At 30.8% G+C, this 26296-nt stretch carries 28 protein-coding genes; 5 read left to right on the top strand and 23 right to left on the bottom strand.

The genetic code is table 11. The features are described from left to right. Positions 1-13 precede the first annotated feature (13 nt). Positions 14-958: a nicotinic acid mononucleotide adenyltransferase gene (locus RHP49_07905; GenBank protein WNH14165.1), complete on the bottom strand. Its 945-nt coding sequence runs from the start codon at positions 956-958 to the stop codon at positions 14-16. A gap of 132 nt (positions 959-1090) precedes the next feature. Here RHP49_07905 and RHP49_07900 point away from each other — a divergent pair, with 132 nt between their 5' ends. Next, a complete protein-coding gene (locus tag RHP49_07900; protein WNH14164.1) occupies positions 1091-2092 on the top strand; it encodes a glycerol-3-phosphate dehydrogenase in 1002 nt (333 codons plus the stop codon). Positions 2093-2333: 241 nt separating this feature from the next. Here RHP49_07900 and RHP49_07895 read toward each other — a convergent pair whose 3' ends face one another. The 3 genes from RHP49_07895 to RHP49_07885 all read right to left on the bottom strand — a co-directional run bounded on the left by RHP49_07895 (position 2334) and on the right by RHP49_07885 (position 4291). Then, positions 2334-2729, bottom strand: a complete 396-nt coding sequence (locus RHP49_07895; GenBank protein ID WNH14163.1) for a hypothetical protein — start codon at positions 2727-2729, stop codon at positions 2334-2336. Positions 2730-2781: 52 nt separating this feature from the next. Continuing rightward, positions 2782-3801, bottom strand: coding sequence for a phenylalanine--tRNA ligase subunit alpha (gene pheS / locus RHP49_07890; protein ID WNH14162.1), 1020 nt, complete (start codon positions 3799-3801; stop codon positions 2782-2784). Positions 3802-3934: 133 nt separating this feature from the next. Further along, complete coding sequence (locus RHP49_07885) at positions 3935-4291, bottom strand: hypothetical protein (protein ID WNH14161.1); 357 nt, start codon at positions 4289-4291, stop codon at positions 3935-3937. Between the two features lie 169 nt (positions 4292-4460). On the opposite strand from RHP49_07885, the gene RHP49_07880 reads away from it, so the two are divergent. After that, positions 4461-4976, top strand: coding sequence for a CvpA family protein (locus tag RHP49_07880; GenBank protein ID WNH14160.1), 516 nt, complete (start codon positions 4461-4463; stop codon positions 4974-4976). 2 nt (positions 4977-4978) lie between these two features. Here the strand turns inward: RHP49_07880 and RHP49_07875 are convergent, their stop codons facing one another. Both RHP49_07875 and RHP49_07870 read right to left on the bottom strand, forming a co-directional pair. Beyond that, a complete protein-coding gene (locus RHP49_07875; GenBank protein WNH14159.1) occupies positions 4979-5341 on the bottom strand; it encodes a hypothetical protein in 363 nt (120 codons plus the stop codon). A gap of 30 nt (positions 5342-5371) precedes the next feature. After that, complete coding sequence (locus tag RHP49_07870) at positions 5372-6262, bottom strand: hypothetical protein (GenBank protein ID WNH14158.1); 891 nt, start codon at positions 6260-6262, stop codon at positions 5372-5374. 151 nt (positions 6263-6413) lie between these two features. Here RHP49_07870 and RHP49_07865 point away from each other — a divergent pair, with 151 nt between their 5' ends. The 3 genes from RHP49_07865 to RHP49_07855 all read left to right on the top strand — a co-directional run bounded on the left by RHP49_07865 (position 6414) and on the right by RHP49_07855 (position 9635). Next, positions 6414-8447 (top strand): TonB-dependent receptor, encoded by a 2034-nt coding sequence (locus tag RHP49_07865; protein WNH14157.1) that lies wholly within the window; start codon positions 6414-6416, stop codon positions 8445-8447. Between the two features lie 18 nt (positions 8448-8465). Then, positions 8466-9095, top strand: a complete 630-nt coding sequence (locus RHP49_07860) for an HmuY family protein (protein WNH14156.1) — start codon at positions 8466-8468, stop codon at positions 9093-9095. Positions 9096-9185: 90 nt separating this feature from the next. Continuing rightward, the gene (locus RHP49_07855; protein ID WNH14155.1) at positions 9186-9635 is read left to right on the top strand and encodes a DoxX family membrane protein; all 450 of its coding nucleotides are present in this window, start codon (positions 9186-9188) and stop codon (positions 9633-9635) included. 32 nt (positions 9636-9667) lie between these two features. Here RHP49_07855 and RHP49_07850 read toward each other — a convergent pair whose 3' ends face one another. The 17 genes from RHP49_07850 to RHP49_07770 form a co-directional block, all read right to left on the bottom strand. Next, entirely contained in the window at positions 9668-10294 is a 627-nt protein-coding gene (locus RHP49_07850) for a carbonic anhydrase (protein WNH14154.1), read from the bottom strand. 3 nt (positions 10295-10297) lie between these two features. Beyond that, positions 10298-12160: a SulP family inorganic anion transporter gene (locus RHP49_07845; protein ID WNH14153.1), complete on the bottom strand. Its 1863-nt coding sequence runs from the start codon at positions 12158-12160 to the stop codon at positions 10298-10300. A gap of 101 nt (positions 12161-12261) precedes the next feature. Continuing rightward, complete coding sequence (locus RHP49_07840) at positions 12262-12930, bottom strand: DUF2490 domain-containing protein (protein WNH14398.1); 669 nt, start codon at positions 12928-12930, stop codon at positions 12262-12264. Between the two features lie 31 nt (positions 12931-12961). Continuing rightward, a complete protein-coding gene (locus RHP49_07835) occupies positions 12962-13591 on the bottom strand; it encodes a carbonic anhydrase family protein (GenBank protein ID WNH14152.1) in 630 nt (209 codons plus the stop codon). 18 nt (positions 13592-13609) lie between these two features. Then, positions 13610-14431 carry a universal stress protein gene (locus RHP49_07830; protein ID WNH14151.1) on the bottom strand — a complete coding sequence of 274 codons (822 nt, stop codon included), beginning with the start codon at positions 14429-14431 and terminating at the stop codon, positions 13610-13612. Positions 14432-14437: 6 nt separating this feature from the next. After that, complete coding sequence (locus tag RHP49_07825; GenBank protein ID WNH14150.1) at positions 14438-16030, bottom strand: SulP family inorganic anion transporter; 1593 nt, start codon at positions 16028-16030, stop codon at positions 14438-14440. Between the two features lie 91 nt (positions 16031-16121). Then, entirely contained in the window at positions 16122-16418 is a 297-nt protein-coding gene (locus RHP49_07820) for a hypothetical protein (protein WNH14149.1), read from the bottom strand. An 86-nt stretch (positions 16419-16504) separates the two neighbouring features. Then, the gene (locus RHP49_07815) at positions 16505-17263 is read right to left on the bottom strand and encodes a tetratricopeptide repeat protein (GenBank protein ID WNH14148.1); all 759 of its coding nucleotides are present in this window, start codon (positions 17261-17263) and stop codon (positions 16505-16507) included. Position 17264: 1 nt separating this feature from the next. Beyond that, entirely contained in the window at positions 17265-19040 is a 1776-nt protein-coding gene (locus tag RHP49_07810; protein ID WNH14147.1) for a BatD family protein, read from the bottom strand. A gap of 19 nt (positions 19041-19059) precedes the next feature. Then, positions 19060-19437 carry a four helix bundle protein gene (locus RHP49_07805; GenBank protein ID WNH14146.1) on the bottom strand — a complete coding sequence of 126 codons (378 nt, stop codon included), beginning with the start codon at positions 19435-19437 and terminating at the stop codon, positions 19060-19062. 50 nt (positions 19438-19487) lie between these two features. Continuing rightward, positions 19488-19658, bottom strand: a complete 171-nt coding sequence (locus RHP49_07800) for a hypothetical protein (protein ID WNH14145.1) — start codon at positions 19656-19658, stop codon at positions 19488-19490. Beyond that, a complete protein-coding gene (locus RHP49_07795) occupies positions 19627-20343 on the bottom strand; it encodes a tetratricopeptide repeat protein (GenBank protein ID WNH14144.1) in 717 nt (238 codons plus the stop codon). Before RHP49_07795 ends, RHP49_07800 begins: the two co-directional genes overlap by 32 nt. A gap of 145 nt (positions 20344-20488) precedes the next feature. Further along, a complete protein-coding gene (locus tag RHP49_07790; GenBank protein ID WNH14143.1) occupies positions 20489-21526 on the bottom strand; it encodes a VWA domain-containing protein in 1038 nt (345 codons plus the stop codon). A gap of 27 nt (positions 21527-21553) precedes the next feature. After that, positions 21554-22558 carry a VWA domain-containing protein gene (locus tag RHP49_07785; GenBank protein WNH14142.1) on the bottom strand — a complete coding sequence of 335 codons (1005 nt, stop codon included), beginning with the start codon at positions 22556-22558 and terminating at the stop codon, positions 21554-21556. Beyond that, positions 22558-24231, bottom strand: coding sequence for a hypothetical protein (locus RHP49_07780; protein WNH14141.1), 1674 nt, complete (start codon positions 24229-24231; stop codon positions 22558-22560). Before RHP49_07780 ends, RHP49_07785 begins: the two co-directional genes overlap by 1 nt. A gap of 20 nt (positions 24232-24251) precedes the next feature. Continuing rightward, positions 24252-25118 (bottom strand): DUF58 domain-containing protein, encoded by an 867-nt coding sequence (locus RHP49_07775; GenBank protein ID WNH14140.1) that lies wholly within the window; start codon positions 25116-25118, stop codon positions 24252-24254. Between the two features lie 123 nt (positions 25119-25241). Next, complete coding sequence (locus RHP49_07770; protein ID WNH14397.1) at positions 25242-26243, bottom strand: MoxR family ATPase; 1002 nt, start codon at positions 26241-26243, stop codon at positions 25242-25244. Between the last annotated feature and the right edge of the window lie 53 nt (positions 26244-26296).

The raw sequence follows: 26296 nt of genomic DNA, 5'->3' as shown, positions 1-26296 counted from the left end.
TTTAATTATCTATCTAAACCCTTGTGTTTTCACGTGGGTTTTCTACTTTATCTTTTCTAAACTTTCGTTTTTTGTCTATATTAGATACAGCCTTTTTATCTTTCGTATTAGCCGATTTTAAATACTGTATATAACCTCTGCCTTCAAATTCATAAACTGTTTCTGATGCTGGGTGAAACAATTCTATTGTTCTATCATTAATAACGCTCAATTCAAAATATTCATTGTTGAAGAAATCATAATCTAATGTTAAAGTTTTTAAATACATATCGCCACTAATATTTCCAACACCATAAACACCTGTATAATCCCATATTAAATTATTTGCTGTTGTACCATTATCATCTTGTGAACTCTGAAACGTGGAATCATTTCCGCCTGCTAAAAACTGTAAAAAGTTTTCGTTATCAAACTCATTAATAGCGCCATAATTACTGGTAAATGTTTTTTCCCAAGCCTCATACTCTTGCAAGAAATAATGAATGTTATCATAAAACACAAAATCGTAATCAAAATTGCTGCGTTGGTAACCATCTAAAAAATACGATGTATCATTATTTGGGTTATAAAGCTCTATAGTATTATTATCAATTTGATATACATCAAAAGTTTCAAAACCATCAAGATCATGTTGTACATCTAAAATCATATTATAAGCATCATATTCGCCTACATCTATTCCAAAACCATTACCACTATCTCCTAGTCCAACAATATTATTATTAGCATACACAACGCCATTTTTAAACGAAATAGTAAAAGCCTTTTGTAAAAACGGTGTTTCTCCATAACCTTTAGTGGCATTAATATCTACATACCATAACTCATAGGCTCCTAATAACTGATTTATATTGATTTGAGGAGTTTCAACAACTTCTTCAACAATAACATCGGTATAACATGATGTAAATAGTGTTGCTATTAGTGCAAAGCTTGAAAGTAATTTTATAGTCTTCATAATCAAATATTTTATAGTTTCTAATTCAAGCATTTCAAAACACGTGCCAAAAAAATAAATTCTTATTATTTTGACGCTATAACAATGATTAATATTTTATGTATTTTTGAACTTATAATGATTTATCCTTTTATGAATAAACCTTTAAAATATGCGGTTTTTGGTGCAGGAAGTTGGGCGACAGCTATTGTAAAAATGCTTTCTGAAAACTTGGATGAAATAGGTTGGTATATGCGCAGTGTTTATACTAAAGAACATCTTTTAAGAGAGCAACACAACCCTAATTATTTAAGTTCGGTAGAGTTTCATTTAGAACAGCTAAAAATTAGCAACGATATAAATGAAATTGCTGACTATGCCGATGTTTTAATTTTTGTAATTCCTTCTGCTTTTATACACAGTGAATTAGAAAAATTAACTGTCGATATCTCTAATAAAACAATAGTATCTGCTGTAAAAGGTATCATGCCAGAAACAGGACTTTTAGTTGGCGAACATTTTCACGCCATTTATAAAGTCCCTTATGATAATATTGCGGTTATCGCAGGTCCTTGTCATGCTGAAGAGGTTGCTTTAGAACGTTTATCGTATTTAACCATTTCATGCTCTGATGAAAATAAAGCAAAAAATATTGCTAATACTTTATCAAGCGATTATATAAAAACCAAAATTAGCGACGATGTTATAGGTGTTGAATATGCAGTTATGCTTAAAAATATTTATGCTATTGCTGCAGGTATTGCTCATGGTTTAGGGTATGGTGATAATTTCCAGAGTGTATTAATGAGCAATGCCATTCGGGAAATGAAACGTTTTATAAAGAAAAGACATAAAATGAAACGTAACATTAATAATTCAGCTTATTTAGGCGATTTATTAGTTACAGGATATTCCGTGTTTTCTAGAAATCGCATGTTTGGTAATATGATTGGTAAAGGCTATACTGTAAAATCGGCTCAAATGGAAATGAGTATGGTTGCTGAAGGGTATTACGCTACTAAAAGCGCCCATTTACTTCATGAAAAAAACGCAAAAAAAGCCCAAATTCCCATTATAAATGCTGTTTACGAGATTTTATACGAAAACAAAGACCCGAAAAAAGTGTTTACTAAATTAACTGAGAAGTTGGATTAATTATTTGGGTGTTACCTAAAGACCAAAGCTTTACTCTATATTTTTGTTTTGTCATTCCTGCGAAGGTAGGAATCCATAATAAAGTCAGGATCCTGTTTTTAAAGTCTGTTTTATTTTAAAATAAAAAAAGGATGAGTTTATCTTGAGCGCAGTTGAAAGCCTATAATCTCTAACGTAATAAAGAACTTCAAAAAAAAATTGTAGAATAAATTTATGAGATTCCTTTTTTTAAAGGAATTTTTTACTTTACCAAAACCCCTTTAACCTGCATTAAAGGAATGGTTTGCAAAGCCTTTAAATTTATAGTGTTTTTTCTAAATAAGTATATTTTATCAAACATGGTATTCCCTTCAAAAAAAGTAACTTTAAAAGTGTTATTCAAAGCAAATAAATCTTCTTGCATCAACTCTATTTTAGCATAACTTTTTTTAGGTAAAACATCTAATTTTTTTCTAAATGTAGATGTAATTTTTTCTTCACTGTAACCACTAGTTACAATAAGCACCATCTCTAAATCAACCTCTTTTTCATTAATTATATAAGCGTTCCAATCTTGAGTTTTATAAATATCGTTATACTCGTTTACTACTGCTATATAAACGCCTTCTACTTTGGGAATAATAATATCGTCTTTCATAATAAACTAAGAAATTCAATTGAAAAGATTCCTGCCTTCGCAGGAATGACAGTTATAACGCAGATTTAAACTGCTCTAAAAACCTAACATCATTTTCACTTAATAAACGAATATCTCCTATTTGATGCAATAACATAGCTATACGATCTACACCTACACCAAAAGCAAATCCTGAATATGCTTTAGCATCTATTTTACAATTTTCTAAAACATTAGGGTCTACCATACCACAACCACCAATTTCTAACCAACCTGTTCCTTTGGTTATTTTATAATCGGTTTCTGTTTCTAATCCCCAATACACATCTATTTCTGCACTTGGTTCTGTAAATGGGAAGTACGATGGACGTAAACGTATTTTACTTTTACCAAACATTTCGGTAGTAAAGTGTTGAAGTGTTTGTTTTAAATCGGCAAAACTTACGTCTTTATCAATATATAAACCTTCTACTTGATGAAAAAAACAATGTGAACGTGCCGAAATCGCTTCGTTTCTATAAACACGACCTGGTGATATAGTACGAATAGGCGGTTTATTATTTTCCATATAACGCACTTGTACCGAACTGGTGTGTGTGCGTAATAAAATATCTGGGTTAGTTTGAACAAAAAATGTATCCTGCATATCACGTGCTGGATGATACTCTGGTAGGTTTAACGCCGTAAAGTTATGCCAATCATCTTCAATTTCCGGACCTTCACTTACGTTAAAACCAATACGAGAAAAAATATCTATAATTTGATTTTTAACAATTGAAATTGGATGACGTGCTCCTATTTGAACAGGTTCTCCTGGACGTGATAAATCGCCATAAACACCTTTTACTTCTTCTTTACTTTCTAGCTCTTCCTTTAATGCATTTACCTTGTCTTCAGCTGTTTTTTTAAGCTTATTTATGGTTTGACCAAATTCCTTTTTCTGGTCGTTTGCTACATTTTTAAACTCGGCAAAAAAATCGTTTAACAATCCTTTTTTACCTAAATACTTTATACGGAATGTTTCAACCTCTTCTTTGGTTTGCGCTTTAAAAGCTTCGGCTTCGGCTATAAGTTCTTTTATCTTATCTATCATGACGTCATTTCAAAAATGAATGCAAATTTAATTAATTTATCCTCATTACGAGGAGGAAACGACAAAGTAATCTGTAAAAAAGAAAGAGATTGCTTCTGCAAATGAAAAATTTCTTAGCAAAGACGTAAAATTCCTAATCTATAAATTCGGTTTCTAAAAAATAGTTTACAATAGCTTCTTTCATTAAAACACTTTGCTCGCCTGCTTTTAAATGTGGTAAAGCTTCTAAAGTTTTGTAATGTGGCCAGCCTTCATTATCTACAAAATCGAGCTCGTAATAACCATAAGGCGTTAGCAACTTGCAAATAGCAATATGCATTAAATCTAACTTTTGATCTTTTTTAAAGCTTTGCGCTAACTGTCCAAGTTCTTGCACACCTATTAGATAAATAATGGCATCAAGATCTAACCTGTCTCCATCAGCAAATTGATTGGATAGTTTTTCTACCACCAAATCCCAGCGTTCCTTTAATTCTTCGTCTCTTGCCATGAAGTTTATCCTATATTATAATGAGTTCCCGATATTAAATCGGAATTAGTTCCACTAAAAAATATTTATAAACAACAAAAGTTTAAAATATTAGTTTCACTAATTAAAGCTGCAAAGTTAATAAACCTAAGTCTTACTATTATTTTATATTTGCTTAAATTGTATACGTATGAGTGTTATTGATATTGTTTTAGGTGCCTTGGTTTTATTTGGACTTGTTCGAGGTTTTATGAAAGGGCTTTTTGTTGAAGTTTCCTCATTAGTTGCATTAATTGCAGGTGTTTATGGTGCCATACATTTTAGCAACTTTGCTTCCGAATTTTTACAAACTAAAACTGAGTGGGATGAAAAAACTATTAATATTGTTGCCTTTGCCATAACGTTTATCATTATTGTTTTAGCTATAGCCTTAGCAGGAAAAGCGCTTACAAAGTTAGCGAATTTTGCAGCTCTAGGCATTTTAAACAAATTACTTGGTGGTATTTTTGGGGCTATAAAAATTGCACTAATTTTAAGTATTGTGCTAAATATTTTTGACAAACTAAATAGCACTATCACCTTTGTTGATGAAGAAAATATTGAAGAAACCGTCCTTTACAAACCTGTAAAAGAAATATTCCCAATGATATTCCCTAATCTTTTAGCGCCTAAAGAAACAGATACTGCCTCAGAAATTAATGCTTAGATTCAGCTATTATCAATAGTGAAATTTTTAAGCATTTTATCTAAGCCTAATTGAAACAAAGTACCACTTAATAAATCTTGCATATCTTTTAATTCAGCATAACTCATTGCAAAGCTTGTTTGTGGGTTTGGAGCTTCTAAAAGTAGCGATTTGTAATAATTATTTTTTTTACAATCTTCACAATAACAAGACTTTTCTATAGACTTTTCTATATTATTAGAAAACTGAAAAAGCTCCTTTTCTGTTAAAAACAAACCTGTGTTTCTAAAGACTAATTGAATTTTCTTAAAATCTTTAGCAGCACATCTTTTCCATTGGAATGCTATTCCGAAATTATTATAATAAATTGTATTTATATCGTCCATAGCTAAAATGTGCTGTTAAAGAATTGTTTACTAGTTTAAAAACTTGTTAATAATGGTTCTAATATCTTTACTTGTAGCGTTATTTTTTAAGGCAAATAAGTACTCGTATAGTTTTTTACCATCTACTTTTTCTTTTAATTTCACCTCGGTATTTTCGGCAAAGACTTTATCCCATTCTTTTCTAACTTTTACCCAAACTTTGTTGTTTTTCTTCCACCATGCTTTAGCAACTTTACACTTTTCATCAGCTACTTTTGTATAAATATTATAGCCTTTTTCTTGAACTAATAATTCGTCTTCCTCTCCTTTTGTTCTTATAACTTTATCGTTATCTTGTTCATGTAACCATCCATAATCTTTAAGTTGGACACGGTTTCCTCTTACTAAAATGTTATAATCATCTCTTTTAGAGTATTCGCGTCTAGGAAGTGGTGCATCGGTTTTGTTTTCCCAAAAACGTTTTCCATCGACATGAACCCAAGTTGCCGAACTAGAATAACGCGGACTATCATCTACTTGATATACTTTTTGAGACCACTGTCCTTTTACTTCATCTTCAGTTACATGTTTTACATCCCAAGTGTTCTTTGCTTTATATGTAAATAAACTTTTGTTTTCAAATTCCCAATCTTGTCGCCAATGCTTAATAACCATAGTATCATTAACAACTAGTAAATGTTGAATGCCAATTTTATTGTCTTTATCGGTTACTAATTCTGCCCATTCTAAGGCGTGTGCTCTGTAATCATAAGCTTTTTCATAAGCAATATCTGGAGAAAAAGTTTCGGCATATTTAAACTTAATTTCATAACAACCACACATATCCTTTATGGCATTTTGATCTTTTTCTTTTTTGGTTTGCGCATTCATTTGTAATGAAAATGCTAAAAATAATAATGGTAAAAGTGCTAATTGTTTCATTGTTAATATTTTGATATTAATGATTAAAAAAAATTTAAAATTTATCAATTCTTATTTAGACTAAATTAAAATAACTTATATATTTGCAGCAAATTAATTAAGAATGATTCTAAATAAAAAATATTTCTGTATTTATTTTTCACTTTTTTTTGTGAGCTATTCTTTTTCTCAAGAAAGTAATGCCTCCAAAGATTCTACAAAAACTAAAGATTTAGATGAAATAATAATAACAGCAACCCGGACTACAAGACAATTATCATCTTTACCGCTACCCGCTCAAATTATTAGTAAAAAGGATATTGAAAGATCTAATTCAGTTCGATTAAATGATATTTTAAATGAGCAAACTGGTTTAATTACAGTTTCAGATTTTGGTGGAGGAGATGGTATTCAATTACAAGGTTTAGATGCGCAATACACCTTAATTCTTGTTGATGGTGTACCGCTTGTGGGACGTTCGGCAGGTACTCTAGACCTTAATAGAATTACTGTTGGCAATACAAAACAAATAGAAATAGTTAAAGGCGCATCTTCCTGTTTATACGGAAGTGAAGCGCTTGGAGGTGTTATTAATATAATTACCGAAACACCTAAAGAAGGGTTTATTGGTCATGTAAATTACAGGCATGGTAGCTTTAACACCAACGATTTAAGCAGCTCCATAAATTACAAAAAACAAAAACTTGGAATAACTACTTTTTTGAATAGATATAGTAGTAATGGCTATGATTTAGATAAAAGTGATGATTTAAAAACTATAGAGCCTTTTAGTAACTATACTTTAAACACAAAAGTTACTTATGAATTTTCAAAGGCTACCAATCTTTTAATTTCTGGTAAATATTACACACAAAACCAAGATTATGTGGCATCAGCTACCTTAAATGGAGAAAGTAATATAAACGAGTGGAATACGCATTTAAAGCTAGGTCATACCTATAGTAAAAAATGGCATAGCTATTTTGAATTTTATGCTACGCGTTATAAAGCCAACGAATACTTAAATAACCCAGATGAATCTAGGTTTAGTGATAGTTATTTTAATCAATTTTTATTGCGTCCAGAAATTAGAGCAACTTTTAATGCTTCTAAAAAAAGTGCTTTTATTGGTGGTTTAGGTTGGAATCATGAAACGTTGAAGAGAACTGACTTTTCAACCAATCCAGAATTTAATTCACCTTATGCTTACTTACAATATGATACAAACCCAAATGAGAATATTAATATTATTCTAGGAGCTCGTTTTGATAATCATAATAAATACAAATCGCAGTTTAGCCCCAAAGCAGCTATTAGATATGAATTTAATAGCGAATTAGCCATTAAAGCATCCGTTGGTTACGGATTTAAGACTCCCGATTTCAGACAATTATATTTCGATTTTACCAATGCCACTGTTGGATACACCGTTTTAGGTTATAATGCGGTTGGCACAAAAATTCCAGAACTACAAGCAGAAGGACAAATTGCAAACATTATTATACCTATTACTGAATTTGAAAGCGATTTAAATTCTGAGAATTCTATAAGCTTGAATTTAGGTGCAGATTACCAACCTTTTTCTTCCTTAAAATTACACCTAAATATTTTTAGAAATAGTATAAACGATTTAATTGATACTCGTGTTATTGCTAATAAAACGAATGGACAAAATGTATTTAGTTACTTCAACATAAATACGGTATACACTCAAGGTATTGAATTTAATACAAATTGGAAACCTAATAATAGCTTAAAAATTTCTGGGGGCTATCAATTACTTATTGCTAAAGATAAAACAGCAGAAACAGCTTTTAAAAATGGTACTGTTTACGCAAGAGTATCTTCTAGTTCTCCTTCCTTTCAACTTAAAAAAGAAGATTACTTCGGTTTATTTAATAGATCTCGCCACATGGGAAACATTAAGGTATTTTACGAATTCACAAAATGGCTTTTAGATGCCAACATTCGTGGAACCTATCGTAGTAAATATGGCATTATAGATAGCAATGGAAATACATATTTAGACCGCTATGATGATTTTGTTAAAGGCTACACCATTTGGGATTTTGCTTTAAATAAAACACTTTTTAAAAACCATAAAATAGGCTTTGGTATTGATAATATTTTAGGATTTACAGACCCTCAAAATATCACCAATATTTCAGGACGTATTATTTATGGAAAACTACACATTCAATTTTAATAATTATATATAAACACTATGAACACATTTAAATTTTTAACATTAGTCGCTCTTTTTATTGGTTTCTCATCTTGTAATGATGATGATACTCCAACTATTTTAGACATAGAATCTAAAACCATTTCAAACTTACATGCGCCTCATTCTGGAGGTCAAGGATCGGGAGAGGATATCTCTGGTTCTTTTACTAAGTTTAATTTTGAAACAGGAGAAATAACAACAAGTGAAACCGATTGGGATATTGCCTTTAGAGGAACTTCTATTATTGTAAACGGAGGTGTTTCTTTAGAAACAACTGATGAACCTGATAGAACAGGAAATGCTGCTGTGTATATTGCTAATGGAACGATAGCTTCAATTAACGAAGTAGACACATCTCTTTTTACACAAGATTCGGATACAGGATATGCCATTACTACAGGAAGTGGAAACGGATGGTATACATATGCTGGCCCTCCTAGTCATGTAATCAGTCCAACTCCTGGAAAAATTCTTGTTTTTAAAACCAATAAAGGGCTTTATGCAAAAGTAGAGATTTTGAGTTATTATGAAAATGCGCCTGATAATCCTGATGCTTTTGTAGATGCAACGCCTTACTACACTTTTAACTATGTATACCAACCTAATGAAGGTGTAACTACTTTTTAATTATGAAATGAGTCATAATAATTACGTTATTACTAAACGAAATGTTATTAACGAATTAAATCTGACCAATAAAAAATAAAATTTAAACAGATGAAATTATCAATCAGCGTATTTTATATTTTAGTTCGTTTAATTCTTGGAGGTTTTATGGTATATGGTGGTATTCATAAATTTGAAAAAACTATTCCGAGTCCTATTAAAGTTTTAGAAACAGCTAATAAATTTTCATCACCCGAAAAAGAATCAACACTTCAAAAAGTATTATATATAAGTGGATCTAAACAAACTGGGTATTTTTGGCAAGTACTTGGAATTTGTGAGTTGCTCTTTGGATTACTTTTAATTATTCAAGGTTCAGGATTTATTGGCGCCCTTTTTTTGCTCCCTATTACATTGCATATTTTCCTTTTTCACTTGTTTTTAGAACCCAACGACATTGGAGAACTTATACAAACAGGTGTTTTATTTACAATAAATATAATACTTATTTTAAATGAAAAAGAAAGATGGAAACACTTGCTTTGGATAAAACCTATTTAACAAAAAAGCCACTCATTGAGTGGCTTTTTTATTTAATCTAAATGATAAATTTCTCTGATACTTTTTAGAATATTTTCAAAATCGATTTTCAAATCGATGAGTTTCCCTGTATTCACATCAAATACCCAACCATGTACTGTTAACCCTCTTTCTCTTAAAGCTTTTTGTATGGCTGCTGTTTTTATAAGGTTTACACATTGTTCTTGTACATTTAATTCTACTAAACGATCATATTTCTTTTCTTCGTCATCAATATTATTTAGCTCAGTTTTATGAATGCGATACACATCGCGAATATTACGTAACCACGGATTTAAAATACCTAAATCTGCCGATTGCATAGCAGCTTTTACACCACCACAAGCATAATGTCCGCAAACAATAACATGTTTTACTTTTAGATGAATAACAGCATATTCTACAACAGACATCACATTTAAATCGGTTCCTGTAACCATATTAGCAATATTTCTGTGTACAAAAACCTCGCCTGGACCTAACCCCATTAACTCCTCAGAAGTCACTCGACTATCTGAACAACCTATAAATAACAATTCTGGCTTTTGCCCTTTCCCTAAATCATTAAAATATTCAGGATCGTTAGATAATTTATCTTTAATCCACTTTTCATTATTTTGAAAAACCCTTTCTAACTTCATGACCTATTTATGATTTTTTCCATTTGATTTTATCCATTCTAAACACTTTTTAAAGTTATCAAATATATGTTCTTTAGGAATTAAATCTGGAATAATATCAATACGCTCCATCATATATTTAGGTTGTTTTAGTAGACCAACAAAAAGTACTTCAATATTTTTCTTATTTAAATCTTGAAGCATATCTTCCATCGCGTATAATCCAGATTGATCCATATATTGCATACGTCCTAATCTAATTATAACCGTTCTTGCGGTATTTGGAATTTGAGCTGTTAGTTGTTGAAAATCACTAGTAGAACCAAAAAATAACGGTCCTTTTATGTGTTTTATAAACACCTCTTCTTTTAAGTTTTCTGGAAAATTAATTTCATCTTTCCAAGCTTCTTCTTTTAAGGGTTTTACATTACTTCTTTCTGCTGTTAAGTCACCTATTTTTTTCATAAACATTAAAGAGGCTATAACTAAACCAATACCAACAGCATAAATTAAATCCCAAAATGTTGAAAGTAATAATACAACAATCATTATTAACACTTCTGAACTTAATTTAAATGGTCCAAATTTAATATCTCTAGGTAAACTTGGAATAGCTTTTAAACCTTTATAGTCCATAACACCAATACCTACAGTAATTAAGATTCCTGCTAAAACAGCAGCTGGAATTTTTGATGCTACAGGACCTAATGCTAATAAAATTACTAATAATAAAAGCCCCGCAATCATTCCAGATAATTTTGTTTTACCACCCGAAGAAATATTAACTACGGTTCTTATAGTAGCACCTGCACCTGGAATACCTCCAAAAACAGCAGCAATACTATTACCTATACCTTGACCAACCAATTCTTTATTCGGTTTATGCTTTGTTTTGGTCATATTATCTGCAACAACACTAGTTAATAATGAATCTATTGCACCAAGTAAAGACAAGGTAAGTGCTGTAAAAATATATGGTGTAATATGGCTTAATTTAAAACCTGTAAATATTTCTAGATTTGGTATTGGAAGTCCGCTAGGAATTTCCTCTATTGGTCTATAGTCTAATTCAAAACCAACAGCTATTCCAGACATTACAATTAGAGCAACTAGTGTACTTGGAACGGCCTTAGTAATTCGTTTAAAACCATAAATTATTAAAATAGTACCTAAAGCTAATATTAATTCTAACCAATTAATATTTTGTAAAGCTGTAGGCAAAATTTTAACAGCTCCCAATGCTCCCGAAGCATCTTTTGCCGCTAAAGTTTGAGATTCTTTTAATATAGCCTCTTGCGAAATTTCGTGAGCTCTATTAACGGTTTCTTTAAAATCTTCTAAAACTAAAATACCTTCGCCAGCTTGTTCTTTTAATATGTTTTCTAAAATAACTTCTTCGGCATGAGGTTTAAACGTATTAACAAACTCCATATCTTCTTTTGGGTAATATCCTAAAGAAGGTAAAATTTGAGTCAATAAAATAATAACACCAATTGCAGTCATAAAACCAGAAACAACAGGATATGGGATATACCTGATATATTTTCCTAAACCTAAAACACCCAAACCTACTTGCATGAGCCCTGCCAATAAGAAGACGGTAAGTATTACAGGTAAAGCTTTATTAATATCTCCATCGTTAGTTGCAATAATCCCTGCAATAACAACCATGCTCACAGCTGTCATAGGTGCGGTTGGCCCAGAAATCTGCGTGCTTGTACCTCCAAAAAGCGCAGCAAAAAAACTAATAAAAATAGCGCCATAAAGTCCTGCAGTTGGTCCTAAACCTGATGAGACTCCGAATGCCAATGCCAATGGTAATGCTACAATTCCTGCAGTAATACCACCAAATGCATCTCCTTTTATATTTGAAAATAAATTTTTCATGCTTAATTATAGTTTTTAATAATTCCGAAGTTAATTCATAATTTGTCAAAAAAAAAACCAATACTTAAAAGTATTGGTTTTTTTAGAATAACTATACTTTTCTAAAAAGTAATAAAGGTTATTAAATTAAATTGGTCTCTACTACTTGTTTCAAAAAACTGGTTCATATAACCTGCTTCAATTCTTAAACTTTTATTCATATTATAACCAAGACCAGCATAGACTCTGTTTCTATCAAAAATGGATGTTTTAGTATTTAAAAAAATCTCATTATATGCCGATACATAATATTTGTTATTAGGATTTTCTGCATTAGTTAATGGGATATTAACCCCTAAAAAATAACGGAAACGCATCTTAAAATCAGACTCTACAAAACGTTGTTCAAAACGGTAACGATGATTTAATTTTACAGAACCTATATTTTGTTTAGATATAAACTGTTGAAAAATTCGGTGTTCATTAATTGATACTTTATCATCTACATTTCCTGTATAATTTTCAGATAAGATATAACCATAACCCAACAAAATATTATTCTTGTTTTCATTAAAAGTATATCCTAAACCTGTTCTTAAAAGTAACTGTTCAAGATCTCCTATAGCATTATAATTTCTATACTGTACTTCGTTATGGATGTTCCAATTATTTTTCAGCTTTTTATTCCCAATATAAATAAGCCAATTACCAAAACTACTGTCTTGACTTTGTACAAAAAAAGGTAGCATTAATACAAAGACTAATGCTACCAAAGTTGCTTTCTTTTTCATAATAATATTTCCCATAGAAAGCTGTTTTTATTTATTCATGAAAAGTGACTTCACCAGTATGAATATCATACATAGCGCCAACAATTTTAATTTCACCTTTATTTTGCATTTCTGCCAAAACTGGACTTTCATCCATAATTCTATCTATAGTTAAAAGCACATTTTTATCGGCAACATTATTAACAAATTCTAAATTTGATGAGTTTCTTAAACTTGAATCTGTAGGCTCACTCACGGCTTTTACTGCTGGTTTAATTTTTTCTAACATCTTTGTTAAATTACCTAGCTTAGCATCATCACAAGCGCCTTTTATTGCACCACAACTCGTATGTCCTAAAACAACAATAACCTTTGTTCCTGCAAGTTTACAAGCAAATTCCATGCTTCCTAAAATATCTTCATTTACAAAATTTCCAGCAATACGAACGCTAAATATATCACCCAAACCCTGATCAAAGACTAATTCTGCAGAAACTCTTGAATCTATACAACTTAAAATAGTTGCAAAAGGAAATTGCCCTTCGCTAGTATCATTTACTTGCTCTAATAAATTTCTATTCGCTTTTAAATTATTTTGAAACCTTTGATTTCCTTCTTTTAAAAAATCCAGAGCCTTTTGTGGCGTCATGGTTGCTTGTGTTTCTCTTGTATGTGCTTTCATAATATATTATTAATTTAATTATTGTTGTATTGAAAAATTTTGTCCTCCTGATAATAAAAGTGAGACATCAAGTTTATTTATAGCCTCTTTAATATCAGACGACATAAAACTTAATTTATTAGCTGTTTTTTTCTTTCCTCTATTTATGCATAATAAATTGATATTATTTTTTGATAAATAATTTGAAAGATTCATAATTGTATTATCATTTTTCTCAAATACGAACTCTATTGTTTTTTTATCATCGGAGATATTTGCTTCTTTTAATGCATCTGATTTTTTTCTTATCTTAAAAGATTTTACTGGTGCTTCTGTATGTTTTATTAAATTTTCTACAAATTCAGAAGACTCATCTATATCGTTAAAAAACCCTAATGATAAATTTTTATTTGGTTCTAGAGCATTATCTGAAGCTATCATAATTACTCCATCGTATTCTTTTAAAACAAATTGAGTTATACTATCTCCCATAACTTTAAATGTTTTAGAAGTTCTTTTCCCCAAAACAATGATATCAGGTTTATTATTTGCAATATGTTCTCGAATTTCATTTTTTACATTTCCAAACGTATAACTGTAATTTATATCTATACCATATGCTTCTGAAAGCGGATTTACAAAATTCTGAATATCTTTTTTGGTTGCACTATGTTGTTCATTAATCGTTCGAAATGCTGATAATTGACTTTCTTTTTCAACGACATCTGTCGGTTTTATAACATGAAAAAAATCAATATCCCCATCAACCATTTTAGCTAAACTAACACTGCTTTTTAACACATTTCTAGTAGACTCTTTTAAGTCTGATAGCACTAATATTTTAGATTTTTTGTTTTTCATGATTGTTTAACTTAAACTTATTTTAGATTTTGGTCTTTCATCAAAAAACCCAATAAAACTTGGAGGGTTTTCAACAATTCCTCGTTTAGAAACCAACTTAATATCTATATTTCTTTCTTTTGCTTTAAAAGCAAAATCTTCAAGAATTTCGATAATATCATTATCTAAGTACCTGGTTTTAAGTATATCTATTTCTAAATAAGTATCTCTTGGTAAACTATCTAATTCTTTTAAAATAGCTCCCTTATTAAAAAACGTAACTTCTTCTGCAAGTGTCATTTTTATTTTATGCTTGCCGTTACTTTTATCTTCAATATGAAGAAAGTGTGAGTTTTGGTAACTTTTCAATAATATAACTACTATACCAACTGCAAGTCCTAAACCAATACCAACTAACAAATCGGTAAAAACAATTCCTAAAATAGTACTAAAGAACGGAACGGATTGCTTCCAGCCCAAATTATACATTTGCTTAAATAATGACGGTTTTGCTAATTTGTAACCAACAATTAAAAGGACGGCAGCTAAAACCGATAACGGAATCATATTTAACAACTTAGGTATTAAAACAACCGAAATTAAAAGAAAAAAACCGTGCAAAATCGCAGATGTTTTACTTCTTGCACCAGATTGAATATTTGCAGAACTTCTAACAATAACTTGGGTAATTGGCAAACCTCCAATTAATCCCGAAATAATATTTCCAGTTCCTTGCGCAAGTAATTCTCTATTTGTTGGTGTTACATTTTTGTGAGGATCTATTCTATCTGCTGCTTCAACACTTAATAGTGTTTCTAAACTACCTACCAATGCAATGGTAAATGCTACTACCCAAACTTCAGTGTTAGTAATAACTGAAAAATTAGGAAAACTAAATTGATTTAAAAATGATACGGCATCTTCTGGTATTGGTACACTTACCAAGTGTTTTGGTAAAATGGCTAAAGTATCATTACCACTAGTAAGCATAAAATAAATAATACCAGCTACTACGGCTACAAGTGGGCCTTGAATGATTTGAAAGAACTTTGCTTTTTTAGAAAGCACTTTATCCCAAAAAAGGATAATAGCCAACCCAATAATGCCGATAAGTACAGAGCCTAATGTAATATTATCAAAAATATGTAAAATAGCCGAAAATGTGTTTTCGCCCGATACTTCAATAAAGCTGTCTGCACCTTCAGGTTCTATATCATAACCAAAAAAATGAGGGATTTGCTTTAAAATGATAATAATTCCTATACCAGTAAGCATACCTTTAATAACGGAAGACGGAAAATAATAACCAATAACACCTGCTTTTAATACACCAAAAAGCAATTGAATAACACCTCCTAAAACAACCGCCACCAAGAAATTTTCATAACCTCCTAATGTTCCTATAGCTGTTAAAACAATAGCTGCTAATCCAGCTGCGGGACCACTAACACCTACTTTGGAGCCACTTAAACCTCCTACAACAATTCCTCCAATAATTCCAGCAATTACTCCCGAAAATAATGGAGCTCCACTTGCTAATGCAATACCTAAACATAAAGGTAAAGCAACAAAAAATACAACGATACTTGCTGGCAAGTCATTTTTAATAGTTTTAAACATAATATAATAAACTTTTGCTTTCAATGTATACACCAAAAGCTGTTAAAAATTAATTTAGTTGACCTAAGTTTATTAGGTCTTAAAATCGAAATTATATTATGTTATAATCTGGTGGGGGAGAAATTAAATTAAGATGTGGTTTAGGGTAATTTTTAAAATAATACCCAAAATGCTCAAAGTTTTTTAATTCAAGATTACTAGTAAATTCATTAGATTGTAAAGAAAAAGGAGATAAAAGCTTTTTAGCTTTACCGTTTTCTTCTTCTTCTGTTAAAGAAGAAAAAATTGATGTATCAATAGAATCATCTAAAACAACAATTACAGTTGGAGCTATAATTAGCCCCATGAATAAAACTATAAAAAATAATGCTGTTATTTTTCTAATCATCTAAAATTTAAAAAAGCAAATATAATATTTGACTTTATTTATTCTGTTAAATATTTTATAAAATTCTTAAAACAAATTAAGTCTAATCAAAAATCACTCAGCGTTTTAATATCTTTTGAAGGGATCCAACCTGTTTTACCATCAGAAAGTTTTATTTTTTTCCAATCGTTATATGCTTCTACTACCTGAACCTTTGTGCCTTCATGTAATCTAAAAGACTCTTCACTTCTTGAACTAGGGTCGCTTTTTACTTTACTTTCCTGTGCAAAAACAATTGCAGGGTTGTCGTTTTTATCTAAATTAAACTTATGAAAAGCAAAAACAAGTGTTATACAAACAAATATTAGCGCTGTTAAACTTCCTATGAATGCCAATCGTTTATTTAAAGTAGAGTAAGCAAAATAATAGATTAGAAATAAAACAACAAAACAAAACACTAAACTTACTGATATTTTTGCCCAATTATCAAAAGACATTGAATTTGTTAAGCTTTTAACAAGTTTTGAAAATCCAGAATCGGGAATTATATCAATGGCATCAATAGTCATATTTTTTGCAAATGCCATGTTATTTTTAATATCAGCATCATCTGGTGATAATTGGAGTGCTTTTTCATAATAATAAATACTAGGCGCAATATTATTAAGTTTGTAATTAGCGTTTGCTAAATTAAAATACAATTCTGCAGAATGATTTCCACTTTTTAAAATAGCGCTATAATTATCAATAGCTTCTGCATATTTGCCTTCATTATATAGGGCGTTCGCTTTATCAAACAAGGCATGGTTTTGTGAAAAACCAGAAAAACTTAACAAAAACAATATTATGTAAATTAGCTGCTTCATTTTAACGTGCTTGTTTATCAATTAAAGAAATAGCTTTGGCCGCTTTATCATAATCTTCTTGCATAGTCACAATATCAATAGGTGTATACCGTGCTAATTCACAACTTTCTAAAATACTAATAAAGTCGTTAATTGGTTGCTCATCAACTTGTTTCTTTTTAAGTAAATTATTGATTTTATCTTTACTTAAATCATTAGTTTCTATATGCAATTTTGCTTTTAAATAATTATGCAATGCTTTTTCTAAAGCAATATAAAAGGCTTCCTTTTGTCCTAAAGATTTTTTAGCACCTTTTAAATATTTTTTAGCTAATCTATCTGCTTTTCTAATTCTATTTCCATAAACATCAGCATCTCTAGTTGCTTTTTTATTTCTTATAACAATGGCTAAAGGAATTGCTAAAAAGGGAAATAATAACAAACTCCAAAATAAATTTGTTTTAAAGAAAAAAGTAGGCTTAATCCTTGTGAAATTTGAAGTTGTTTTAATAAATGCAAACTGGTCATTATTTAAAACCACAGGTTGTTTTCCTGCATTTGAAATAGCTCCAGTTTTATTAGCATTCGTGTTATTTAATGGCCCGTTTGAAACATCAATTAAAATATCGTCTGACGTTAAACGCTTATAACTTTTTGTTTTTAAATCAAAATAAGAAAACGAAATGCTTTGTATAGGGTATTTTCCCTTGTATTGTGGCACAACCGTATAATTATCTGAAATGTTACCTTGCATGCCAGATGAAGTTGTATTTACGTTTTCTTTATGTTCTGGTTCGTAAACTTCTAAAGAGCTAGGTAAGGAGATTTTAGGTAATTTGAATAGTTTTAAATTCCCATTTCCACTAACCTCAACTTTTAACTGTAAAGATTCTGAAGCATCTAAAACTGATTTTGAAGTACTAACATTAAAATTAAAATCACCAACGGCTCCGGTAAAATCTATTGGTTTCCCTGTCTCTGGTAAAGGCTTTACATTAATAGTTTTATTGCCAGCAGAAATTGTTCTGTTTACACGCGTCATTAATCGGCTTCCAAAAATATCACGTCTATTTGAAGGCACACGCATGGCGATATCTAAGCTTAATGGCTCGATATTTAATTTTCCTATTTTTTGAGGATATAATACTGTTTTTCTTAAAACTAAATATCTGTAATCTTCACCTTCATAAGTTCCATTTTGAACTTTCTGTCCTTGGGTGTTTATGTTCTGACTCCAAAAATCATTATACCTCGGACTATCTATTTCGTTCCAATTATCGACAGCTATTGTAGGAGACACATATAGTTTATAAACAACGGTTATAGCTTCGTTTAAATAAGGATCGGTTTTTGACACCTCTGCTACCAAATGAATATTTTCAGATGCTATAAAATTAGGATCATTAGGGTCCTTTGGTTTATCGACAGCCGCAGTGACTTCAATTTTTAAGGGTAGTGTTTTATAGGTTTCACCATCTATTGTAATACTCGCTTGTGTAATAGTAAAATCACCTCGCTTTTTTGGAGCTAAAAAATAACTGTATGTTTTTTTATAAGTACGCTTACCATTAATCCATGAATTACTTACCGATTGATTAGGACCTCCAACCACAGTAAAATTAGAAAAACTTGGCGGATTAAAATTATCTCCGTCTTGATTCATTTCAAAATCAATTCGCAAACGCTCGTTTATTCCTAATTTTTGCTTACTTGCTTTAGCTTCAAATTTTACTTGCGAAGAAGCAATACTTGTAGTAAGTATAAATAGTAATATTGATATGTATTTTATAAACTTCATAATAATTAACGAACAACAATTAACGATTTTTGATATTAGAATTATTGCTCTTCGATGTTTTTATACTAGTAACAAAAATTGAAATTAGTTGATTATTCTCATCTAAAACCATATCTATTTTTTGTTGATTTCCAGTGTACAAATTCCCTTTTTTAATAATTTTTAAACAATTATAGCTCTCCCTTAATTCTTTTAAACAAATTCCCATTTTATGAACAAAATCCTTATGAGATTCAGCACTTCTAGCCTCTCCATAATTTAAGGCAGGAGAACCAGAAGACCTTATTAATTGATTTCCATAATAATTGCCAGCATAATTCTTTTTTACATCTTCAATCAAATCTATTACGAAAACTGCAAAATCAATAACTCTATCTTCTAAATTATTAGCTTTCATGATATTCTTATTTCAAAAATCTGATTAATCGTTAATCATAGATCAATTTACTACCAATCTTTATCAGTTTGTATTTTAACCCCTTTCATCTTTTCAGCATTCATTTTCTCTTGAACTTTTTGTTCTTGATTATTCATAGCTTCTAACAAATTTTTCATTTGCTGAGGAGACATTTGTCCCGGTTGTGGCTTAGGTTGTTGTTGGTCTTTCTTTTTCTTCATCACCTTTTCCTTTATCCTCTTTTTCATCTTTAGGCTTTCCTTCATCATCCTTTTCGTCTTCACCTTCTTTTTTATCTTGATCGCCTTCGTCTTTCTTGTCTTCGTCTTTGTTATCGCCGTCTTTATCTTTTTTATCGTCGTTTTCCTTTTGGTCTTTATTATCTTTATTCTCGTCCTTATTATCCTTGTTTTCGTCGTCTTTATTCTCGTCTTTTTGATCTTGCTTCTGCTGTTCTGCACACACCTTTGCTAAACCTAAATTATATCGTGTTTCATCATCGGCAGGGTCATTTCTCAATGCACTTTTAAATGCTTCAACGGCTTCCTTACATTTTTTATTCTGCATTAAAACATTACCTATATTATGAAATGCTTTATGCTTTTCTGCTTTAGACGTTGCTGATTCAGCTGCTTCTTGAAGTCTGTATAAAGCCTCATCAAAGTTTCCTTTCTTTATATACGAACTTCCTAAATTATAAATACCTGCAACGGTTGAAGGTTGTTCTGAAATGGCTTTTCTATATGCCATTTCTGCAGAAACAAAATCATCTTCTTGTATTAAACTATTACCTTCATACACATAATTATTCGCCTTTTTTAATGCCAATAATTGTTCTTTATCTTTTTCTTGAGCAAAAGATACTGTTGTTATTAGTAGTAATATATATGTTGTTATTTGTTTCATCTGTTTATAATCATTCTTTTTCATCGGTCATATGTAACATCCAAACAATGATTTCTTTTGTGTGACTAAGTTTTTAGTGATGGATGTTTTATTTTATTCTAAATTCTAATATATAAAACCTCGTCTCTTTTCTTCGTTAAAAAACTTATAAATTCTCATTAAATAAATTCAACTTCTTTAACCAAGCGGTTTTACGTTCTAATAGGAAAACATCTAATAACAAGAAGAAAACACCAAAGCCTAAAAACCATTGAAACTGGTCTTTAAAATCGGCAAATTGTTTAGCTTCAAATTCTGTTTTATCCATGCCATTTAAAATCTCACGAATATTTTCAACAACATCATTTGTATTTTTTCCATTAATATAAGCACCATTAGCTGCGTCAGCTATATTTTTAAGCGTTTCTTCATTTAAACGCGTAATCACTGTTTCACCTTGACTATCCTTTTTATAATTTAAAACAATCCCATTCCTTTTTTCCGGGATAGGACCTCCTTTTGCATCACCAACACCAATAGTAAAAATCCTGATGCCTTCATCACTAGCTTCTTCGGCTACCGACGCAGCTTGTTCACTGTGATCTTCTCCATCAGAAATTATAATAAGGACTCTATTGGTTTGTTGCTCATCATCAAAATACGTTTTAGCCAATTCTATAGCTTCATTTATAGCTGTTCCTTGAGATGATAACATATCGGTATTCATGCTTTGCAAAAACATTTTTGCCGATGCATAATCTGTTGTTATTGGTAGTTGCGGAAATGCCTTTCCTGCGTAAGCAATAATACCAACCCGATCGCTTGCCAAATTATTAATAATTTGAGTTACCAATTGTTTTGATTTTTCCAATCGGTTTGGAGCAATATCTTCAGCCAGCATACTTTTAGAAACATCTATTGCAAAAACAATATCAACCCCTTCTCGCTTTACTGTTTCTAACTTGGTTCCAATTTTCGGGTTTACTAAAGCAATCGCTAAACATGCAAAAGCTAAACTTAACACAATAATTTTTAAAACCGATTTAAATAATGATGCATTAGGGCTTAGTCTTTTAAGTAACTTTTTGTCTGCAAACTTGTTCTGTGCTTTATATTTCCAAAATTGAAGCACTAAAAACAGTAGCCATATTACAGGAATAACGCCTAATAACCAAAACCATATTTTTTCTTCTAATTGATACATTAACTATTAATTCTTTAAAAACAGTTTTTAGATGAAACTTCTGAAAATTGTAAAACGCGCTAGCAGCTCTAAAAGCAATAATAATCCCGCTAAAAGTACTAGTGACCGATATTTTTCTTCGTAATTATAAAACTTAAATTCTTCAATTTCAGTTTTTTCTAACTTATTAATTTCATCATAAATTTCTTCTAACTTTTTATTATTAGTAGCTCGAAAATATTTACCACCAGTAACGGTAGCTATTTCTTTAAGTAGTTCTTCATCAATCTCTACTTGAGCACGTCCATATTGAAATTGTCCGTTAGGTAAAATACCAATAGGCGATAATGCCATACCGTTAGTTCCTAAACCAATAGTATATGTTTTTATGCCATATTCAACAGCTAATTCACTGGCTATTTTAGGATCTATAAACCCAGAATTATTAACTCCATCTGTTAATAAAATAATAACTTTACTCGTTGCCTTGCTATCTTTCAATCTGTTAACCGAGGTTGCTAATCCCATACCTATTGCTGTTCCTCCTTCAATAATAGTATTGTATTTAATACTTTTTAAAGACCGTAATACAATGGCTTTATCACTTGTAATAGGTGTTTTTGTATAGCTTTCACCAGCGTATTCTACCAAACCAATTCTATCGTTTGGTCTACCTTTTATAAATTCTGCTGCTACTTTTTTAAGGGCTTCTAACCTATTAGGTAATAAATCTTTTGCTAACATACTAGCAGATACATCTATTGCCATAACAATATCAATCCCTCGTGTCGTTTTAGTTTTTGTTGAAACATCTACTGTTTGTGGTCTTGCCAACGCTGTAATTAATAATGCTAAAGCAATTAATCTAAATACAAACAATAGGTGCTTAACTTTTGGCAGCCATGAATTGGTGACTTTAAAACCTTTTAAACTAGATATTTTAAGTTCTGCTGTCTGCTTTTTGTTTTTAAAAATATACCAAAGTATAACTAGTGGTAGCGTAAGCAACAACCAGAACCATTGTTTATTTAAAAATTCTATACCCTCAAACATTAATCTTCTGCTTTTTTAAGTTCAACTGAGTTTACAATACGTTCTACTATTTGGTCTGCGTAAACATCATCTTTAGAATATGTAAGAACAATTTGCTGTAATACGTTTTCTGAAACAAATTGTAATAAGATGTAATTACCATCTTGTATTTTTTGAGTTATAGGGTTTTTGGTTTTAAGTGTTCCATAGGTTTTTAAACCCTCAGCACCATTAGGTGTAACAAACTTTTCTCTTAAAACAACAATATCTTGAGCGCCTTGTTGCTCCATGCCCTTTATAGTGCCTTCTGAAACCTGTTCTATATCTATTTTGTTTTCACCTAAATTTTTATATGTTGTTGTGTTAACCATGATACTAAATGATTCTATTAAAGAACCATAAGCAAAGGAAGTCATATTTACATTAGCTTTAGCTTCATCTGGAATTGGTAATTCCACGCGCTTTAAAACCTTAGGTGTACTTATTGTAACAGGTGGCACTCCATACTTGCTATTTACCCAATCGCCTTGTAAAAGTTCTATACTATCATGCCCAATAATAGTATCTTTTACATATTGAAAACCGTATTTTAAACCAAATCCAACAAAAGTTGCTATTAAAAGGAACACGCCTATTACAACTGTAATTATGATTTTTTTACGTTTCTTTTTACGTTCTAACTCTTCTCTGTATTTTTCATCTAAAAGTTTTTCTTCTTCAGTTGGTTCTGGCAAAGCTTCTTTTACATGATCTATTTCAACATCAATAGTGTTTCTATCTAATTTAGCAAGTTCTACATCGACTGCCGACTTTGCGAATTTTACTAAATCGGCACGTTTTAAGATGTTTTCTAGATTTTTAATGTCTTCTTTACTTAAATCGACTTGATTACCATCCTTTAACAAATTAAGTCTGCTTATTAATTCATCTGTTGTACTTTCTAAAGCACGATCGTAAACTTTCTCGTCAAGATATTTTCTAATAATGAATGTAAGCTCGGAATAATATTCTTTGATGTCTTCACTTTGTAAATAATGGCTTTCGTCTAATTTTTTTAAAGCTAATTTAGCTCTATCGTAAGGTGGAAGTAATGCAATTTGTTCTTCTTCTGTCAATGGTTTTTTTCGCCAAATAAACCAGTAGATTAAAAATACAACAACACCTATTATTAAAAGTGTTAGTAATACATATTTCCACCAATTACTAGACGGTTTCTTTACTTCTATAATAGGTTTTATATCGAAAAGCCCTTGTTTTGTAGTGTCTATTACCACATTATTAACCTCAACTTTTAACGAATCGGTAAAAAATGTTTTATCGCCAATAATAATTTTTTGTCTCGGTATGGTGTATGCTCCCGAATCAAATTGTGTTAATCCGTACTTTTTTATAAGATTAAATTTATCCCCTTTTTTTAAAGTATCAACCTTATAAGATTCTATCATTTCTAAAGGTGAAAATGATTGGCCTTCAGGAAACACCACCAAACTTGTAGTATCTGTTTCTACTTGAATATGATAGGTTATTCGTTCACCAATTTTAATGGATGTAGAATCTATTGCAGAGGTAACTTGTGAAAATGAACTTAGAGTAATTAGGCAAAAAACAAAAGTAAACCAGACTGAAGACTGAAGACTGAAGACTGAAGACTTCATTTCAATAGTAACATTATTTTTAAACTTTAATATTTTCACTTTCTAACTTTTAACTTAAATTATCCTCTTCTTTTAAAATATCCTAACAGCTTTTTTACATAGCTTTCATCTACACGGCAATCTATAGCACCTGCACCAGACTTTGTAAAACTTTCTTTGTAATAATGAACCTTTTCATTATAAAACTTCCCGTAATTTAGCCGTACTTTTTTTGAAGCTGTATTAACCAACATCAACTCGCCAGTTTCTTCATCTTCCATCTGTACCATGCCTAAGTTAGGTATCTCTTCTTCACGCTTATCATAAACTCTAATACCAGTAACATCATGTTTTCTGGATACTATTTTCATAGTTTGATGATAATCATCTGCTATAAAATCAGACAGTACAAAAACAATGGCTTTTTTCTTCATCACATTTTGCATAAACTTTAATGCTTCTGCTAAATTTGTGTGTTTACTTTCCGGTTTAAATTCTATAAGCTCACGAATAATACGAAGCACATGAGAACGCCCTTTTTTAGGAGGAATATATAATTCTACTTTATCAGAAAATAAAATAAGTCCTATTTTGTCATTATTTTGTGTTGCAGAAAACGCTAAGGTAGCTGCTATTTCGGTAACAACTTCATTTTTAAATTGCTCATTTGTTCCAAATAATTCTGAACCCGAAACATCTACCATAAGCATCATGGTAAGTTCGCGTTCTTCTTCAAAAACTTTTACAAATGGTTCGCTGTATCGTGCGGTAACATTCCAATCTATATTACGAACATCATCACCAAACTGATATTGACGCACTTCACTAAAAGTCATTCCACGCCCTTTAAAGGTTGAATGATATTCACCTCCAAAAATATGATCAGACAACCGACGTGTCTTAATCTCAATTTTACGTACTTTTTTTAGTAATTCTTTAGTATCCATGTTTTCAGTATGCAGTGTTCAGTATGCAGTAAGCAGTCACAAAATAGTATTCAGTATAAGTGTTCAGTATTATTTACATGAGAGTAAGTACTGAAGACTGATAACTGAAATACTGCCAACTCTTTATGGTACCTCTATTTCGTTTACTATTTTATTGATGATATCTACCGATGTTACATTTTCGGCTTCTGCTTCGTAAGTAATGCCTATTCTATGTCTTAATACATCATAAACTACGGCACGAACATCTTCTGGAATAACATAACCACGACGCTTAATAAAAGCGTAACATTTTGCTGCAGTAGCCATATTGATACTTCCACGAGGTGATGCTCCAAAAGAAATTAGTGGTTTTAAATCGGCTAGTTTATATTTTTCAGGATAGCGCGTTGCGAAAATAATATCAAGAATATATTTTTCAATTTTCTCATCCATATACACTTCGCGAACAGCCTCTTGAGCTTTCAAAATTTGTTCTACCGAAACTACTGGATTTACTTTATCCCAAGCGCCTTTTAAATTAGCTCTCATTATTAATTGCTCTTCGGCAATTTTCGGATAATCAATAACCGTTTTAAGCATAAAACGGTCTACCTGTGCTTCTGGTAACGGATAGGTTCCTTCTTGTTCTACAGGGTTTTGCGTAGCCATAACTAAAAATGGCTTATCTAACTTAAAAGTTTCATCACCAATAGTTACTTGTTTTTCTTGCATAGCTTCTAATAAAGCCGATTGCACTTTTGCTGGTGCTCTGTTAATCTCATCAGCCAAAACAAAGTTAGCGAAAATAGGTCCTTTTTTTATAGAGAAATCATTAAGCTTCATGTTATAGATTAAAGTCCCTGTAACATCTGCTGGTAATAAATCTGGTGTAAATTGTATTCTGCTAAAGCTCCCATCTACAGCTTGTGCCAAAGTATTAATGGCAAGGGTTTTTGCTAAACCAGGAACACCTTCTAATAGAATATGTCCTTGTCCTAATAAACCAATTAGCAAACGTTCTACCATGTGTTTTTGTCCTACGATGACTTTGTTCATCTCTAGCATTAGTAAATCAACAAAAGCACTTTCCTTTTCAATTTTCTCGTTAATTGTCTTAATATCAATTGTACTGGTTTCTTCCATCATTTTTAATTTTTTAAAAGCTCGAATATACTGCCCTTATTTGAGCCATGCAA

Source organism: Flavobacteriaceae bacterium HL-DH10, assembly GCA_031826515.1.
Classification (GTDB): Bacteria; Bacteroidota; Bacteroidia; order Flavobacteriales; family Flavobacteriaceae; genus Thalassobellus; species Thalassobellus suaedae.
Note: the sequence above shows the minus strand (reverse complement) of the source record. Positions and strands in the feature narration are given on the sequence as shown.